13 protein-coding genes and 1 tRNA gene are annotated in these 17,621 nt (G+C 52.1%); 7 read left to right on the top strand and 7 right to left on the bottom strand.

What is annotated here, in order from left to right; all coding sequences use genetic code 11:
- The first annotated feature begins 31 nt into the window (after positions 1–31).
- The 3 genes from HUF18_RS00970 to pgm all read left to right on the top strand — a co-directional run bounded on the left by HUF18_RS00970 (position 32) and on the right by pgm (position 4,730).
- On the top strand, positions 32–541 hold the full coding sequence (locus HUF18_RS00970; protein ID WP_225690807.1) for an RNA methyltransferase: 510 nt from the start codon (positions 32–34) through the stop codon (positions 539–541).
- Between the two features lie 143 nt (positions 542–684).
- Entirely contained in the window at positions 685–2,154 is a 1,470-nt protein-coding gene (locus HUF18_RS00965) for an MBL fold metallo-hydrolase RNA specificity domain-containing protein (protein WP_225690805.1), read from the top strand.
- Positions 2,155–3,104: 950 nt separating this feature from the next.
- Positions 3,105–4,730 (top strand): phosphoglucomutase (alpha-D-glucose-1,6-bisphosphate-dependent), encoded by a 1,626-nt coding sequence (pgm, locus tag HUF18_RS00960; RefSeq protein ID WP_225690803.1) that lies wholly within the window; start codon positions 3,105–3,107, stop codon positions 4,728–4,730.
- A 144-nt stretch (positions 4,731–4,874) separates the two neighbouring features.
- Here the strand turns inward: pgm and HUF18_RS00955 are convergent, their stop codons facing one another.
- Entirely contained in the window at positions 4,875–6,785 is a 1,911-nt protein-coding gene (locus HUF18_RS00955) for a polysaccharide biosynthesis protein (RefSeq protein WP_225690801.1), read from the bottom strand.
- Between the two features lie 143 nt (positions 6,786–6,928).
- A tRNA-Asn gene (locus HUF18_RS00950) sits at positions 6,929–7,004 on the bottom strand.
- Between the two features lie 198 nt (positions 7,005–7,202).
- On the opposite strand from HUF18_RS00950, the gene HUF18_RS00945 reads away from it, so the two are divergent.
- A complete protein-coding gene (locus HUF18_RS00945; RefSeq protein ID WP_225690799.1) occupies positions 7,203–8,696 on the top strand; it encodes a hypothetical protein in 1,494 nt (497 codons plus the stop codon).
- 77 nt (positions 8,697–8,773) lie between these two features.
- Here the strand turns inward: HUF18_RS00945 and dcd are convergent, their stop codons facing one another.
- From dcd to purM, 4 genes are all read right to left on the bottom strand, one after another.
- Positions 8,774–9,355: a dCTP deaminase gene (gene dcd, locus HUF18_RS00940; protein ID WP_225690797.1), complete on the bottom strand. Its 582-nt coding sequence runs from the start codon at positions 9,353–9,355 to the stop codon at positions 8,774–8,776.
- A 75-nt stretch (positions 9,356–9,430) separates the two neighbouring features.
- Entirely contained in the window at positions 9,431–10,252 is an 822-nt protein-coding gene (locus tag HUF18_RS00935) for a DUF3108 domain-containing protein (protein WP_225690795.1), read from the bottom strand.
- Positions 10,253–10,270: 18 nt separating this feature from the next.
- Positions 10,271–10,945 carry a phosphoribosylglycinamide formyltransferase gene (purN, locus tag HUF18_RS00930; RefSeq protein WP_225690793.1) on the bottom strand — a complete coding sequence of 225 codons (675 nt, stop codon included), beginning with the start codon at positions 10,943–10,945 and terminating at the stop codon, positions 10,271–10,273.
- Positions 10,942–11,994 (bottom strand): phosphoribosylformylglycinamidine cyclo-ligase, encoded by a 1,053-nt coding sequence (purM, locus tag HUF18_RS00925; protein ID WP_225690790.1) that lies wholly within the window; start codon positions 11,992–11,994, stop codon positions 10,942–10,944. Before purM ends, purN begins: the two co-directional genes overlap by 4 nt.
- A gap of 318 nt (positions 11,995–12,312) precedes the next feature.
- Here purM and HUF18_RS00920 point away from each other — a divergent pair, with 318 nt between their 5' ends.
- Together HUF18_RS00920 and hda are read left to right on the top strand one after the other, a co-directional pair.
- Positions 12,313–13,323, top strand: coding sequence for a DUF2066 domain-containing protein (locus HUF18_RS00920; RefSeq protein ID WP_225690788.1), 1,011 nt, complete (start codon positions 12,313–12,315; stop codon positions 13,321–13,323).
- The gene (gene hda / locus HUF18_RS00915) at positions 13,324–14,031 is read left to right on the top strand and encodes a DnaA regulatory inactivator Hda (RefSeq protein ID WP_145470279.1); all 708 of its coding nucleotides are present in this window, start codon (positions 13,324–13,326) and stop codon (positions 14,029–14,031) included.
- Positions 14,032–14,181: 150 nt separating this feature from the next.
- Here the strand turns inward: hda and HUF18_RS00910 are convergent, their stop codons facing one another.
- Positions 14,182–15,366 carry a pyridoxal phosphate-dependent aminotransferase gene (locus tag HUF18_RS00910; protein WP_328296354.1) on the bottom strand — a complete coding sequence of 395 codons (1,185 nt, stop codon included), beginning with the start codon at positions 15,364–15,366 and terminating at the stop codon, positions 14,182–14,184.
- A 113-nt stretch (positions 15,367–15,479) separates the two neighbouring features.
- Between HUF18_RS00910 and uvrB the strand changes: the two genes are divergently transcribed.
- Entirely contained in the window at positions 15,480–17,510 is a 2,031-nt protein-coding gene (gene uvrB, locus HUF18_RS00905) for an excinuclease ABC subunit UvrB (protein ID WP_225690784.1), read from the top strand.
- Positions 17,511–17,621: the final 111 nt, after the last annotated feature.

Here is a 17,621-nt window from a genome sequence, read left to right as displayed (position 1 = left end):
CCACCCTGCAGCAGGATTTTTACAAAAGTTTATGGTTTATCTTGGTTTAGAAAACCCCAAAGATGCCGGTAACGTCGGTTCGGTTTTACGGGCGCTGGGGTGTTATCAGGCTGATGGCATCTTTTACACCGGCAGCCGTTATGACCGTGCCGTAAAGCACAGTACCGATACGCGTAACGTGGCAGAAAAAGCGCAGATGTCTCATGTCGGGAGTCTGCTTCTGGTTAAAGAGCAATTGCCGGATGATGCCCGCCTGATTTGTGTGGAGCTGGTTGTCGGTGCAACGCCGCTGCCGGAGTTTGAGCATCCTGAGCATGCACTTTATGTGTTCGGCCCTGAAGATGGCAGTATTCCGCAGGATATTGTCAGTGCTGCCGATGAGGTGGTTTATATCCCTACGGTGGGGTGTATGAATCTGTCAGCAACGGTTAATGTTGTGCTTTATGACCGCTTGGCAAAGCTTGGCCCGGCAAAGGACATTAAATCAGGGGATGAGCTGATAAAAAGCAGTCGGGATAACCGGAATAGGTTAAGGCGTTGAGGGTTTAACGTTGGACGTTCTGCGTGCTCCTACAGTAATAATCCCGTAACGTTTGCAGCGCATCCGAAACATGCCTGATAGGTTTGGGTTCAGGGGCGTGTCAGCATACTGATGTGGTTATTGCAGCATTTAAAAGGATTTTTATGTTTGAAATACTTCATCATGGTGCGGTTAATGGTGTAACCGGTTCCTGTCATCAGCTGAAACTGGCGAGCGGGCTGTCGTTGTTGGTTGATTGCGGTTTGTTTCAGGGGGCGGAGTCCATTGACCGGGAAAGCGGTAACGAAGATTTTAACCGCAAGCAAATCGATTTTCCGCTGGCAGGTATTCAGGCTTTAGTGGTTACCCATTGCCATATTGATCATGTTGGGCGTATCCCTTATTTATTGGCGGCGGGATTTAACGGCCCGGTGTATGCCAGTGAGGCAACGGCACAGTTACTGCCTCTGGTAATTGAAGATGCTATTAAAGTGGGCGTCAGTCGTGATGAGCGGTTAATTCGTTCGGTGTTGCAGAAGTTGCAGTCGCTGTTGGTGCCGGTGCCTTATAAGCAGTGGTTTGATATTGCGGGTATCGACGGTTTAAAAGCAAAATTTCATTGTGCAGGGCATATTCTGGGTTCTGCCTATGTTGAGTTTGATCTGGCTGCCGCCTCTCTGGCAGAGGCTGCCTCTCCGGCAGAAAAGCATGGTCGGAAAAAGTCCCATAAAATCGTATTTTCCGGTGATTTGGGTGCACCGTATTCACCGTTATTACCTGCGCCAAAAGCCCCGTATCGCGCCGATACCCTGGTTATTGAAAGCACCTATGGTGACAGGGTGCATGAATCGCGCCGCCAGCGCCGCGCACAGTTGCAGCAGGTTATTGAAAAGTGTCTGAAGAATGGCGGAACGGTATTAATCCCGGCATTTTCGATTGGCCGTACGCAGGAGTTGTTGTACGAGCTTGAGGAGATTATTCACCGGGTAAGCGCGGCCAATACCCGTAACAGTGGCTCTGACAATGTGTGGGAGCATCTGGATATTATTGTCGATTCGCCGCTGGCTGCTGAATTTACCGCCAGTTATCGCGCATTAAAGCATCTGTGGGATGCTGAGGCGCGCAATAAGGTAAGGGCAGGGCGGCATCCGCTGGATTTTGAGCAGTTGCTTACTGTTAACCGCCATGCCGATCATCTGAATACCGTTGCTTATCTTAAAAAGACCGGCCGTGCGGCTGTTGTAATTGCCGCCAGTGGAATGTGCAGCGGTGGCCGTATTCAGAATTATTTAAAAGCCCTGCTGCCGGATGAGCGTACCGATGTGATATTTGTTGGTTATCAGGCGCGTGGTACAGCGGGGCGAGATATTCAGCAATATGGCCCGCGTTTCCGCGAGGGTAAATCACCTGGTTACGTGGTGCTGGATGGTCAGCGGGTAGATATTAAAGCGGGTGTGTATACGCTTGGTGGATACAGTGCCCATGCCGATCAGCGCGACCTGCTTAATTTTGTCAAACGTATGCGCCATAAGCCGCAGCATATCCGTATTGTGCATGGTGATGATGAGGCGAAGCGTGAATTGCGGCGGCTCTACCGGGAGATGTTACCGGATACCGATGTGGTGATTGGGTAGGAGCGGCCCATGGCCGCGAATCGGGTTTTTAAAGTCGCTATGCAGTCACTACTGTCCCACAGCTTGGAGTGACATTGTGTCACTCCAAACCGCAGCATTCATCGACTACTGTTTTTCAATCTGAAACGCTTTTCCGGGGCAAGCCCCTGGCCCCCTGTAAGGAGAGGTATCTCCTTACGATCCTCTCTTTTCGGCGCGTTCGGCTTCATCCAGCCAACGGCAATAATTATGCGGCACGCAAAACAATGACTCCGGGCATCCATGCCCTTCACCCTTCGGGCCAGCCTGCGGCTGTTGAAATGGCTCCTGCCATTTAGCCCGCCCGGAACGACACTTTAAAACACCAACAACTTGTATCGTCCCGGGGCAGGGTTTTGCTCTGAAGGCCGCAGAATCATCTGGTTGTCTGGCGCCGCACGATCGCCGGTTTAAGTAATCCGCTCAGCCGTATTTCAACGGAAACCGTGTTTGAGACATGATATTTAAAAAATGCGTTTGATCTGAAAAGTGGCATTGCGGTGATGGTTTTCTGCGCCTCTGGGGCCGCTGCAGAAACCGCAGATATGTCTGGCCTGTCCGCAGGGATGCGGACAAGTGGCTCCGGCCATGGATGGCCGATGAGGCACGAGGCCAGTAAATATCAAGGTTTCAAGGAATACGGCCCAGAAAGCGCGAAGCTGGGGTCGGCCCGCCGGCAAGGGGATAAGTTCCCCTGCGAGGCATTGGACCTGGATGTTAAATAGTGCAGTTTTTGTCAGCTACGGTGCTGATTAAAAACTATGGGACAGCAGTGGCTATGCAGCGTTGATGTTTATCGGCCCGCCGTTGGCGGGCATCGCGGCCATGGGCCGCTCCTGCACAAAACGATGTGTCGCGGCAGAAATTCCGCTCTTAGGGGTTCATCGCGAAAGACGTGTCACTCCCGGAGCTCCGTGTTACAGGAGCCACTCATGCTATTATGGGGCCATTATCAGAACACCAAAAATGAGGATACAGGTGTGATTCAGAATTTACCGGATGCTTTTTATGCAGTTAAACCAGACGCCTCTGTCGCGGCGCAGCGCGTTGCTTTTGGCACATCCGGGCACCGTGGCTCTGCATTAAAAAGTACCTTTAACGAGTGGCATATTCTGAGTATTGCTCAGGCTGTGGCCGATTACCGCGCTCAGGCCAATATTGGTGGGCCACTGTTTCTCGGTCAGGATACTCATGCTTTGTCACAGCCTGCCTGGGAAACCGCTTTGCAGGTGCTGGCTGCTAACAATATTGATGTGCGTATTGCCGCGGGTGGAGAGGTTACGGCAACGCCGCTGGTCAGCCGTGCCATTCTCAGTTTTAACGCGTCTGAGCCGGCAGGGCAGGCCGACGGTCTGATTATTACGCCTTCGCATAATCCGCCGGAGGACGGTGGTATTAAGTACAACACCCCGGATGGCGGCCCTGCCGATAGTGACGTTACCGGCTGGATTGAACAGCGTGCTAATGAATATCTGCATAATGGCTGCACGGATGTGAAGCGCCTGGATATCAGTACGGCCCGCACGCAGGCGCAGGAATACGACTTTGTTGCTGAGTATATTGCCCAGCTGGGTCAGGTTGTTGATTTGCAGGCTATCCGTAACAGCGGGCTGAAGCTGGGTGCTGATCCTATGGGCGGTACTGCGCTGCCGGTGTGGCAGGCGCTGGGCGCTGAAGCCGGTATGAAGATCAGCGTGGTTAATCAGCAGGTCGATCCGGCATTTGCTTTTATGCCGCCGGATCACGATGGCCGTATCCGTATGGATTGTTCCAGTACCGCTGCGATGGCGAATTTGCTTAAGGTCAGAGATCAGTTTGATATTGCCTTTGGTAACGACCCCGATGCCGATCGTCATGGTATTGTCGATTCTGCAGGCTTAATGAATCCGAATCATTTCCTGTGCGTATGTGTCGATTATTTATTAACCCATCGTCCACATTGGCCAGCCACTCTTAAAGTGGGTAAAACCCTGGTTACCAGTTCAATGATGGATCGTGTTGTGCAGGCAAACAGCCGCGAACTGTATGAGGTTCCGGTAGGATTTAAGTGGTTTGTCGCAGGTCTGTTTAATGGCGAGCTGGCATTCGGTGGTGAAGAGAGTGCCGGAGCAAGCTTTCTAACCTTTGATGGCAAGCCCTGGTCTACCGATAAAGATGGTATTTTACTCTGTCTGCTCGCCGCTGAAATTATGGCTGTAACGGGTTTGAAACCATCGGAGTATTACGCAAAACTGGTGCAGCAACATGGCAACCCTGTCTACCGCCGTATTGACGCACCAGCAACACCGGATCAAAAAGCAGCCTTTAAGAAGCTGACGGCAGCTAGTATTACTGCTTCACAGTTAGCAGGTTACGATATTATTGCAGTGCATACCGAAGCACCTGGCAATGGTGCTTCTATTGGTGGTATTAAAGTGAGTACGGCGCAGGGGTGGTTTGCTGCACGTCCAAGTGGCACTGAAGATATTTACAAAATTTATGCTGAAAGTTTTGTGGATGATAAACATCTGCAACAACTTATTGATGAAGCGCAAAGCTTACTGAGTAGTGTATTGTGAGTTGATGGTGAGATCTGTTTGCAAACCATGCCATCTATAGAGTCTTTCAGAATACCCGCTTTGCGGGTATTGTTTTTCATTCACATGCTTCGGCTCCGCCATTTTTGAAAATGTTCATCAAAGGGCGGGTATTATCGGAACATTTTAGTGGCTTACTTTTGATGCATTCAGTACCCAGTCTGGGCACTCGCCTTGTTTATTGTAAGCGGCTGGGGCTTCAAGTAGCAGATTGATAACCTCTTCGACTTTAAAGTCGTGACAGGCTTTGTCCAGGCGATTCAGCAAGTTGTGTGTCTCGGGCCAGGATAGGTGTACTTCGTTTGCCGTCATAATTCGTGGATGATCAGTGCCCTCCACATTGTCGCCAATTAGCAGCTCTTCATAGAGTTTTTCGCCTGGGCGTAAGCCGGTAAATTGCAGCTCTATATCGCCATGAGGGTTCTGGTCGGTCTTTTCGGTCAGCCCTGAGAGGCGAATCATTTTCTTGGCTAGGCTGGTAATTTTTACCGGTTCACCCATATCCAATACGAATACATCACCACCTTTGCCCATGGCACCTGCCTGAATAACCAACTGTGAGGCTTCGGGTATAGTCATAAAATAACGAATAATATCAGGGTGGGTAACGGTAATCGGGCCGCCATCTTTAATTTGTTTGCGGAACAAAGGCACAACCGAACCGGATGAGCCCAGCACGTTGCCAAAACGCACCATGCAGAACAGGGTGTCACTCTGACGGTTTGCCAGTGCCTGCAAAACAAGTTCCGCCATACGCTTAGAAGCCCCCATGACATTGGTGGGGCGAACGGCTTTATCGGTAGAGATTAATACAAAGCGCTCTACGCCGGCAGCTATCGCCGCTTCAGCACAATACCAGGTACCAAATACATTGTTACGCACACCTTCAACCACGTTATGTTCAACCATGGGCACGTGTTTATAAGCTGCGGCGTGGTAGATGGTTTGTACGCAGAAGGTGCGGAAAATGGTTTCCAGGCGATTCTGCTTTTGTACTGAGCCGAGAATAGAGACAATGTCAGTAGCTAATTCATGGGCACTTTTCAGTTGTTGTAGTTCCTGCTCAATGGCATACAGACTGTATTCGTTTAGTTCAAACAGAATCAGTTGTTTGGGCTGTTGTAAAAGGGCCTGTCGGCATAGCTCCGAGCCAATTGAGCCGCCTGCTCCGGTAACTAATACGACTTTATTGAGGATATTGTTTTGTAATAGCTCTATTCTGGGGTTAACGCAATCCCGGCCTAGTAGGTCTTCGATTTCTACTTCACGAACTTCTTCTATGCGTGCTTTACCACTGACGATATCGTTTACTGAGGGAGCGGTAAGAACCTCCAGCTTGCTTTCCGTTAGCTTTTCAATCAGCTGCTTACGCTCAGATATGCTGGTTCGGCCCAGAGCCAGTAAAACTTTTCTAATATTATGATGCTCGATGATGTTTTCTATATTGTTGGCACGATAGACTTTGAGGCCATGAATATTCATATTTTGCTTTTTATTATCGTCATCAATAAAAGCAAAGGGGCGATAGTGGTCGCTGCCCGCCAGTGCTTTGGCTAATGCGACACCCTGCTGCCCTGCACCATAAATCAGAACCGGTTCGCATTTACCTTTGCTTAACTGGCCAACAATACTGCGTATAAATAGTCTGGGGGTGCCCAGGAGTGCGAATGCCGTAAAAAAATAAATGATCAGGCTGGAGCGGGGGACGTTTGCATGCGTGAAGAATGAACTGCTGGCGAGTGCAATGGCAGAAATAGCGATTCCCAGAGCCATGGTCGTAAACGCCTGGCCAGCCATAAAACGGACAACGGCACGATACAGGCCGAGTCTGACGAAGACAGTCAGCGTCAAAAAGGTTGTGATCAGCGTTGCTGAAATAACCGCGTTGTCTATTCTCGGCGTAATGGTTCCATAGCGCAGAGCCAGAGCCAAGTAAATAGCAACGGGAATTGCTATAAGGTCATAGGATACAGAAATAAAACGCTTAGTCGGGCGGGGAGCATTCAGCAGGAAATTAATCATGGGGCTGAAATTCATTTTATTGTGACTTCCCTGAAGTTTAGCAATTTTCTCCGCGTTTGTGCTGCAGCGGACTGTAAATTATAGCGATGCTTGAGGGTGCAGTAATCTTGATCTCATCCTGAGATTATGTGTGTTGCAATAGGAGGTGTCTGCTGAAATGGCTCCCCGAGTTGGACTTGAACCAACGACCAATAGATTAACAGTCTACTGCTCTACCGACTGAGCTATCGGGGAACATCAGCAAGTGCGCGCATTATGCTGATGCAGATTTTCTCTGTCAAGCATCTGTTTGATTTTGTTGGCTTTTAATTTTTAGCGTCAACAGTGAGGAGGCTGATTGCAGGACGATTAACAACCTCGGAGATGCTTTATCTGTCATAAATTTAAGGTATTCTTGGCAATCAGATTTCGCTTTAGTCCAATGGAGCTTGTATGAACCAGCAATACCCCGCTAACTCTGCGGTTACGACCCCTGTTGTCGGTCCAGACGATGAAATTAATTTGACGGATCTGTTCCGTAATATCTGGCGTCAGCGGGGGCTGGTGATCGGGGTTACCTTATTTATGGGAGTGGCTGTTATGGCATTCCATTTTTTCAAGGCGTCTTTTTCTGTGCCGCAGCAGGTTGAATACCCCATTGCTCTGACTTTCCTGAGCGACGGTAAATACCCGAACGGAACAGTATTCAGTCCCCGTGATATTATCGCCCCAGCGGTGATCAACGCACTCGCTGCACGGGGCGAAATTGCAGTATCAGCCGACAAATTGGTGAATGCGCTGAACGTATCATATTCTAATTCCCTTTATCAGGAGAGTGAAGACAAGCTGAACGAGTTATTGGCGAACGCCAAAACACCGCAGGAAATACGTACCGCTGCGGATACGGCTTTGACTGAACTGCATGATAAATCCCATGGGTTTCTTACCCTCAGTCTGAATCTTCAGGAGGCCGGGTTGAATGTCGTGCAAGGTACGGAGGTGCTGACTGCGGTGGTGGATACCTGGGCGCAGCTGTCGATTGAACGCGGCTTAACGAATGTTGATATTGACCGGCCTTTGGTTGCCTTTAGTGCTGTTGAAGGTACTAATCTGATTGACGTTTACGATGGTGCTACCACCTATCTGGAAGCACTGCGGTCTGCGGTAAGTAAGTTGTCCAAAATGCCAGGTTCCGGCAGCATGGTTGTCGATGGGCGGACTCTGAATGATGTACGCCGTCAGTTGGTGATGCTGGAGGGTAGTGATATCGGCCCTTTGCGTGAGTTTGCCTATTCAAATTCTTCTGAGCTGGCTGCGAAAGATCCGGCAATCATGGTCCGTCTGTTTTCCCGTCAGCGTTTGTTGCGTCTGGAGCATGAGCGATTAACGAAGTTAGTTGCTTCCTACGATTCCGCACTGAATCAGCTGTCGAGCACCAGCACTCAGGACCTGAATAAAACGGCTGGCAGTAATGAATCTTCCGGGGCGCAGTTTGACCAGTCATTTTTAGACTCCCTGCTGGTGTTGGGTAATAAGCTGGGTGGTGTAGAGATGCGTCAGGATTTATTCAAGCGCCGTACAGCTGCGACCGAAGAGTTGCTGGAGCTTGAGAAAGAGATTGCGATTCTGGCGGGATCTGATGACAAGACCTATGGCAACCTGGACTCACAGTCAATTTTAAAGGCTGCTTTGGAAGGCGTTGAGACTAATCTGAACACGATTCAGCAGCAACTCGATAATTTTATCGGAGCTTATCGCGAGCAGACATTGCAAAGTGGTGGGCAATTGTTTGTGGCAGATGCTGCGCCGGTAGTGCGTGGTGGAAGCTTTCAGATGGGGCGGAAAATGGGGCTGCATCTGGCACTGGGAATTATTCTGGGCGGAATGCTTGGGGTTATGCTGGCATTGATCCGGGCGGCTATGCTGTCTTCACGCGTAAAGGGTTAAGGCTGCACATCCTCAGGTGATGGATACAAAAAAGCCCGGCAACCTTGCCGGGCTTTTTTATGCCTGTTATCTGAGGATCAGTCCTTCGCAATCCGGCTGAAGGTTGCCCCTTTCTGATCGCGATACTTGGCGTTTTCACGCTTGTTATAAGGGCGCAGCGCCGGGCTTGAAAGCATCTCAAATGACATGGCGCAGATCACCATACCCGGACGCAGTGCCAGTGGCAGCTTGCCGTTATTGTAGAACTCCAGCACGATCTGCCCCTGCCAGCCCGGATCAATGCGTCCTGCGGTCACATGCACCATCAGGCCCAGGCGGGCAAGGGAGCTGCGGCCATCCAGCCAGCCGACCAGATCTTCGGGTACGCAGACCGATTCCAGTGTTGCTCCCAGCACCAGTTCTCCCGGGTGAATAAACAAAGCGTCATCGGCTTCAATCTCGATCTCTTTACTCATAATACGGTTGATATCGCGTTCAAGCTGAATGCGGTCACCGGACAGATCGAGGTGGGTCACTGAGTTGTTGTTGAATACGCGGAAGCGGTGGTCGAGGCGCAGATCTACGCTGATGCCGGCAATGGCATCGCTGGCTGGCTTTGGATCGATAACAATGCTGCCATCGGCAATGCGCTGTTCAATATCGCCGTCGCTGAGTCGCATGCTGTGCTTCCTGTTGAGTAAAAAAGAGGGCGCAGTTTACCTGAAAAGCGCAGCAGCGCGAAGCGGGTGAAATGTTCAGCCCTTGAGGTCGGTAATATCAATCTGATAGCGGGTTTTGCCTTTTTCTTTGTCGACCAGGCGTACCAGCTGATAGCCGCGATCGATGGCAAACCAGGCAAAGACTTCGCGGCCTTTTTTCTGACGAATCTGTTCAACCTTGATGGTTTTCAGCTTACCTATCCGTGTACTCAGCTGCTCTTCGCCGATAATTCTGAACTGGAAATCTTTAACACGTTTTTTCTCAAATACGGGGTAACTCAGCTCATGATTGTTGGCTGGGTTCTCGGGGCTGCCTGTGTCTTTTCTGAGGGTAGAAAGATCGAGACTGGCCTGCAGCATATAGGTTAGGTTGTCATGAACCTCGTTTGTCCATGCCTTCGGATAGTCTTTGTTGTTTTCCAGGTCTTTGATCAGCTTCAGTTGTGGGGAAAATAACAGCGTGCGGTCAGCCTCGTTAAACAAGCCGGTGGCGCGGTAGCGATATTCCAGTGGTTTTATCTGGCCGTCATCAAAGCTGAATTCGGATGTTTCTTTCAGTGCGGCGGCGCTGGTTTCTGCTTCAAACGTTAACAGCCAGTGGCCACTGGGGAGTTGGCGTAAGTTGCGTTCGGCTTCTACATCAATGCTGAACCAGCCGAGTTTCCACTCTGTTTTGTAGCGTGCAGAAAAAGGTTTAAGGGTTGTGAATTCACGATGGCTGGCAGCAGATTTTTCTTTGTCAGCAGTCTCTTCTGCGGCTGTTGCAAAAGAAAAAGTGGGGCAGGCGATCAGGGCAAAGGCCAGAAGGCGGGGAAGTAAAAAGGAAGTCATAAAGGTCAGCCAAGTCCATTTGGCCAACAGTATATCGGAGCAAAATCAGGACGTCAGTTGCAATCCGGTGGCGGGAATCACATTTCCATCCAGGCGGGCATTGTTGCCGGCCATGGTCAGGCGGCCTTCAACAAACCATTTAACCGCAATCGGATAAATCACGTGTTCCTGAATTTGTACGCGTTTCTGCAGGCTGGCGGCATCGTCGCCGTCGTATACCGGCACCACGGCCTGAATCACGTTAGGTCCGCCATCTAGTTCTTCGGTTACAAAATGCACCGTCACACCATGCTCACTCTCGTCATCATCAAGGGCGCGCTGATGGGTATGCAGCCCCTGATATTTCGGCAGTAATGACGGGTGAATATTCAGCATGCGGCCATGATAATGAGCGACAAAATCCGGCGTCAGAATACGCATAAATCCGGCCAGCACCACCAGATCGGGAGCGTGCTCGTCGATTTCTGCCATCAGTGCGCGGTCGAAGTCTTCACGGCTGCTGAATTCTTTGTGATCCAGTACGGAGGTTGGCAGATCGCGGTCGCGGGCTTTCTGCAGGCCCGCGGCTTCCGGACGGTTGCAGATAACCGCGGCGATTTCGGCTTCCATACTGCCACTTTTAATGGCATCGGCAATGGCAACCATATTGCTGCCACTGCCGGAGATCAGAATCACGATACGCGGTACGGCAGGCTTATCGTGGGTGCTGCTGTCGTTCATAGACTGCGGTTACCGGTAAATTCAACCTGTTCGTCAGCCTCACCTTTGGCCTGAACTTCACCAATCAGCCATGCCTGTTCGCCTTCGGCGTTGAGCAGGGCGATAGCGGCATCGGCTTTTTCTTCCGGCAGCGCGACAATCATGCCGACACCACAGTTAAAGGTGCGGAACATTTCTGAGGTAGCCACTTTGCCGTTGCTCTGCAGCCATTCAAAAACCGCAGGCCATTTCCAGCTGTTGGTATCGATAACGGCTTTGCAGTCGTCAGGCAGAACGCGCGGAATGTTTTCCTGGAAACCGCCGCCGGTGACGTGGCACATAGCGTGTACGTCAGAAGCGTTAATCAGTTTCAGTGCGGATTTTACATAAATACGGGTTGGCGCCATCAGCGCATCAGCAACAGGCTGGCCATCCAGATCGGCACTCAGGTCGGCACCGGATACTTCGATAATCTTACGGATCAGCGAGTAACCATTGGAGTGCGGGCCGCTGGACGCCATAGCGATCAGCTTGTCGCCGGCTTTTACTTTGGAGCCGTCGATGATGTCGTCTTTCTCAACGATACCTACGCAGAAACCGGCCAGATCGTAGTCTTCGCCTTCGTACATGCCCGGCATTTCGGCGGTTTCGCCACCGACCAGAGAGGCTCCGGCCTGTTCACAGCCATCACCGATACCACTGACCACGGCCGCGGCTACGTCCACGTTCAGTTTGCCGGTGGCGTAGTAGTCGAGGAAAAACAGCGGTTCAGCGCCGGCAACCACCAGATCGTTCACACACATGGCCACCAGATCGATACCGATGGTGTCGTGCTTTTTCAGATCCATTGCCAGGCGCAGCTTGGTGCCTACACCGTCAGTGCCGGATACCAGAACCGGTTGGCGGTAGCCCTGTGGCAGCTCGAACAGGGCGCCAAAACCACCCAGTCCGGCCATCACTTCCGGGCGGCGGGTACGTTTGGCAACGCCTTTGATGCGTTCGACCAATGCATTTCCGGCGTCGATATCGACACCAGCGTCTTTGTAGCTCAGGGATTGTTGTTCACTCATGCCGTCGTCACTGGGTGGCCCATAGAAAGGCGCGTATTCTAACGATTTGTGCGCCGTCCTGCATCATGGAAATGAGCAAATCTGAGAGTGGCCGAAAGCTGTCTGTATGGTCAGATTTTCGCACAGATGTTGTGAGTAAAGACGGCGGGAGGCACATTCTTATTTTGCGGCCTGCGGCACAATTTCGGCTGCGGTAGTGGTTATGTTAAACCGTTATTTTGCGGCCTGCGGCACAATTTCGGTCATGATAGTGGTTATGTTGAACATTCGTGGCACAATACCGCCCGATTTAAATCTTCAGCTGTAAGGAACCTGTCTGTGCGTGCAGCCAGTCTGATTTTATTGTTGTTTCTAAGCCTTGGCAGTCATGCGGTGACCGTCTCTGACCTGTATCAGGTACGTGTGCCGGTTGCCGATCAGTCGCAGGGCAGCCGCCAGAGCGGTATTCAGGATGCGCTGCAGCAGGTGCTGGTGAAGGTCTCCGGCCAGACGGCCAGTGTGCAGAATGAGACAGTACAGGCTGCGGCGGCCAATGCTGACCGTTACGTAAAAAGTTTTCGCTACAGCCGTGACGAAGCCGACGACAGTCTGCTGCTTGAAGTTTTATTTGCCCAGAACCTGATTGATTCCCTGTTAAAAGACGCTCAGCAGCCGGTGTGGGGTAAAAGCCGTCCGCTGGTATTGCTGTGGCAGGGGGTTGAAGATGAATTACAGCGCAAGGCGCTGAATCAGAACAGCGGCGCCTGGCGTGCACGGCTTGAGCGCGCCATGAGTGAGCGCGGAATTCCGCTGTTATGGCCAGCGCAGGATCTGGAAGACGAACTGGTGTTGCCGGTGGAGCGCCTGTGGGGCCTGTTTAAAGATGACGTGCAGAAAGCCTCCGCCCGTTATGCCGCCGATGCGTTTATGGCCGGGCGTTTGTCTCCGGGGCGCGATAATGGCTGGCTTTATCAGGGCTTTATTCAGCATAAGGGTGACTGGCTCGACCTGCAGGCCGAAGGCGATGACGTGAATGCGGTACTGCTGCAGGTGGCCGATCAGGTGGCTGGTTTTCTTTCTGCGCGCTATGCCCTGCGCAGTGATGGTATTGCCGGTGGTCATCAGCTGATGATTCAGGGCGTGCAGAATTTCCGCCAGTATCACGATGTGATCAGTTATCTGAACGCCAATGTGGCGGTGAACTCGGTACGTGTGCTGGCGGTTAATCAGCAGGATTTAACACTGGAGCTGGATCTGGCGGCCGACTGGGCGCAGGTCTGGAGCACTCTGGCCCTGGATAAGCGCCTGCTCGCCACGGAGCAGGAGCAGGTTTTTCGCTGGCAGCCATAAATGCAGATCATGGATCATCATCAACAACTGACCCTGTCGGTCGCGGTGCGCGATGATGCGCGCTTTGCTAACTATTACGCCGGCCCGAACGAGCAGATCGTGCAATCGCTGCAGCAGCAGTGGACGGTGCATGGCGAGCCTTACCTGTACTTGTGGGGCGCGCCGGGAGTTGGCTGCAGTCATCTGCTGCAGGCTTCCTGTCATTATGCTGAAGGGCTGGGACATCAAAGCGTCTATCTGCCGCTGGACGAACTGGTGGAATACAGCCCGGCGGTTCTGGATGCGATGGAGCAGTTACCGCTGGTTGCGCTGGATAATATTCAGGCCGTTGCAGGTCGCCCGGATTGGGAAGAAGGGCTGTTTCATTTGTTTAACCGTATCCGTGACCGTCAGGGGCACTTACTGATTGCCGCCAGTCAGGCGCCGGGTCATATCGGTGTGCAGCTGCCCGATCTGTCATCCCGTCTCAGCTGGGGCATGGTGTATCAGGTCGAGCCGCTGGAAGATAACGATAAAGTACTGGCTCTGTTGCTGCGCGCCAAGCGCCGTGGTCTGAATATGAGTGATGAAGTGGCGCGCTTTATTCTGACCCGTGGTCCGCGTGATATGCAGGGCCTGTTTGATTTGCTGGAAACCCTCGATCAGGCCTCTTTGTCGGCCCAGCGTAAGCTGACCATTCCTTTTATTAAGGCGGAAATGGGCTGGTAAGCTTTTTTCCTCGTTCCTGCGCTCCGCGTGGGAATGCAACTGTGCCAGCAAGGGCTAGCATGCAGAGCGTGGGAGCCAGATGAACAGCAGACATAAAAAAACCGCCAGCAGGCGGTTTTTTTATGTGCGTGAACCGTGTCGTCAAAGCACTCAGCTGAGTGCTTTTTTGATGCGGTTCAGGGCATCTTCCAGAGTTTTCATGCTGGTCGCGAATGACAGGCGCATATAGCCCGGTGAGCCGAAGGCAGAACCCGGAACCAGCGCGACACCGGCTTCCAGCAACAGTTTTTCGGCAAAGTCGACATCGTTATCGATACCGGCTTTATCCATGGCGCCTTTGACATTCGGGAAGGCGTAGAAAGCGCCGTCGGCCGGGATGCAGCTGAAGCCCGGAATCTCGTTCAGGGTTTTCACCACGTAGTCGTGACGCTCTTTAAACGCTTCAACCATTGGCAGAACGCAATCGCGCCCGCCATTCAGTGCCGCTTCTGCCGCTACCTGGGAAATAGAAGTCGGGTTAGAGGTGCTCTGCGACTGTACCTTCTTCATCGCGCCAATCAGCTTGGCCGGACCAGCGGCATAGCCGATACGCCAGCCGGTCATGCTGTACGCCTTGGATACACCGTTCAGCACGATGGTGCGGTCGTACAGTTCAGGGCAGACGGTAAGAATGTTTTCGAAGGCAAAATCTGCCCACCAGATGTACTCGTACATATCATCGGTAGCGATCATGATCTGCGGATGCTTTTTCAGAACGGCGCCCAGGGCCTTCAGTTCGTCGGCGGTATAGGCCACACCAGACGGGTTGGACGGGCTGTTCAGCACCACCAGTTTGGTTTTATCGGTGATCGACGCTTCCAGCTGCTCGGCGGTGATTTTAAAGCGGGTGCTTTCATCGGTTTCGATAACCACCGGCACGCCACCGGCAATCACGACCATGTCCGGGTAAGAAACCCAGTATGGCGCCGGAATCACAACTTCATCGCCCGGATTGATGTAGGCCAGAGCCAGGTTAAAGAAGCTCTGCTTGCCGCCGCAGGACACCAGAATCTGGTTGGCTTCGTAGCTCAGGCCATTATCGTTCTGCAGCTTGTTAATAATCGCTTTCTTCAGACCCGGAGTACCGTCCACCGCGGTGTATTTGGTAAAACCGTTGTTAATAGCCTCAACCGCCGCCTGCTTGATATGCTCGGGGGTATCGAAATCCGGCTCACCGGCACCCAGGCCAATAATGTCTTTGCCTGCAGCCTTGAGTTCGGCAGCACGGTTAGTCACGGCCAGTGTTGGGGAGGGCTTGATCTGTTGAACGCGATCAGACAATTGCAGATCCAAAATGTGTATCCTCAATAACGCGATGGTCGGCGGCAGAAACGGGCGTAAAGCGCCAAGTCCTGCCGGTAAAAAAAACCGTATAATGCTACTTGATTTAACCTATAACTGGAATCCTGATGAGCAAGGCATTTGAGCTTTCTGCCAAATATTCTCCCGCCGGTGATCAGCCGGAAGCCATCCGCCAGCTGGTCGGTGGTGTAAATGCCGGTCTGCTGAAGCAAACCCTGCTGGGTGTGACCGGTTCAGGCAAGACCTACACCATGGCCAATGTAATCGCTCAGTGTCAGCGCCCGGCCATTATCATGGCGCATAATAAGACCCTGGCGGCTCAGCTGTACGGTGAGTTTAAAGAGTTTTTCCCCAATAACGCGGTTGAGTATTTCGTTTCTTACTACGACTACTACCAGCCGGAAGCCTATGTACCATCGTCCGACACCTTTATCGATAAGGATGCTTCGGTTAACGAGCACATTGAGCAGATGCGGCTGTCAGCAACCAAAGCGCTGATGGAGCGTCGCGATGCGGTGATTGTGGCTACCGTATCGGCGATTTATGGTCTGGGTGATCCGGACTCCTATCTGAAAATGATGCTGCACATTGTGCGTGGTGACCGCATTGATCAGCGCACCGTGCTGCGTCGTCTGGCTGAGCTGCAATACACCCGTAACGATATGGATTTTCATCGCGGTACTTACCGGGTGCGTGGTGATGTGATTGATATCTTCCCGGCGGAAAGCGACGACGAAGCGGTACGTGTTGAACTGTTCGACGATGAAGTTGAGCAGATCAGCAGTTTTGACCCGCTGACCGGTGAGGTGCTGAACCGTCTGGCGCGGGTAACTATTTATCCGAAAACCCACTATGTGACCCCCCGCCAGCGCATCCTTGATGCGGTTGAAGGTATTAAGGTCGAGCTGGAAGAACGCCTGCAGTATTACCGCGATAATAATCTGTTGGTGGAAGCGCAGCGGCTGGAGCAGCGCACCCGTTATGATATCGAGATGATGCAGGAGCTGGGTTATTGCTCCGGTATCGAAAATTACTCGCGCTATTTATCCGGGCGTGAAGAGGGCGCGCCACCGCCAACGCTGTTTGATTATATTCCCGACGATGCGCTGGTGTTTGTCGATGAATCCCATGTGACCATTCCGCAGATCGGCGGTATGTACCGCGGTGACCGCTCGCGTAAAGAAACCCTGGTGCAGTTTGGTTTCCGTCTGCCGTCGGCGCTGGATAACCGGCCGATGCGCTTTGAAGAATGGGAAGCCATTGTGCCGCAGTGCATTTTTGTTTCGGCGACGCCGGGTAATTATGAAAAAGAGCATCAGGATGCTGTGGTTGAGCAGGTGGTGCGTCCGACCGGTCTGATTGACCCTGAAATTGAAGTGCGTCCGGCCACCGGCCAGGTGGACGATGTGCTGCATGAATTGCGCGAGCGCGTCGCCAACGGCGAGCGGATTCTGATTACCGTGCTGACCAAACGCATGGCCGAAGACCTGACCGAGTTTTTGCTCGAGCAGGGTATCCGCGTGCGTTATCTGCACTCTGATATTGATACGGTTGAGCGGGTGGAAATTATCCGCGACCTGCGTCTGGGCGAGTTTGACGTGTTGGTGGGTATTAACTTATTGCGTGAAGGTCTGGATATTCCGGAAGTGTCGCTGGTGGCGATTTTCGATGCTGATAAAGAAGGCTTCCTGCGTTCTGAGCGCTCGCTTATTCAGACCATCGGCCGGGCTGCGCGTAACCTCAATGGTAAAGCGATTCTCTACGCTGACCGCATGACCGATTCGATGCAGAGAGCCATCGATGAAACCGACCGCCGCCGTGAAAAACAGGTGGCTTTCAATACCGAGCATGGCATTACTCCGGTTGGGGTGACCAAGTCGGTGGAAGACATTCTCGAAGCGGCGCCACCGCTGGGTAAGAAAGGCAAAGGTAAGACCCGTGGGCGTAAAGTGGCTGAAGATCAGGCCGGTTATGCGGCGGATGACTGGCAGGCATTGTCTGCCGCTGAGCTGGTTAAGCGCATGGCTAAAGTCGAAGATCAGATGTTTAAGGCCGCGAAGGATCTGAATTTTGAAGAAGCGGCGCGTCTGCGTGACTTATTGCATCAGATGAAAAATAAGGTGATCGAGAACAGCTGAGGCTGTTCTTGTTTCACTGGCGCAGTCTGATAAAAAGCCACGTACAGAACTGAAGCAAAGTGCAGAAACGAAAAAACCGGCCAGAAGCCGGTTTTTTTAATTCTGGTAGGA

This window comes from Thalassolituus sp. ST750PaO-4 (assembly GCF_020320405.1).
Taxonomy (GTDB): domain Bacteria; phylum Pseudomonadota; class Gammaproteobacteria; order Pseudomonadales; family Oceanobacteraceae; genus Venatoribacter; species Venatoribacter alkanivorans.
This window is presented reverse-complemented; position numbering and strand designations above follow the sequence as displayed.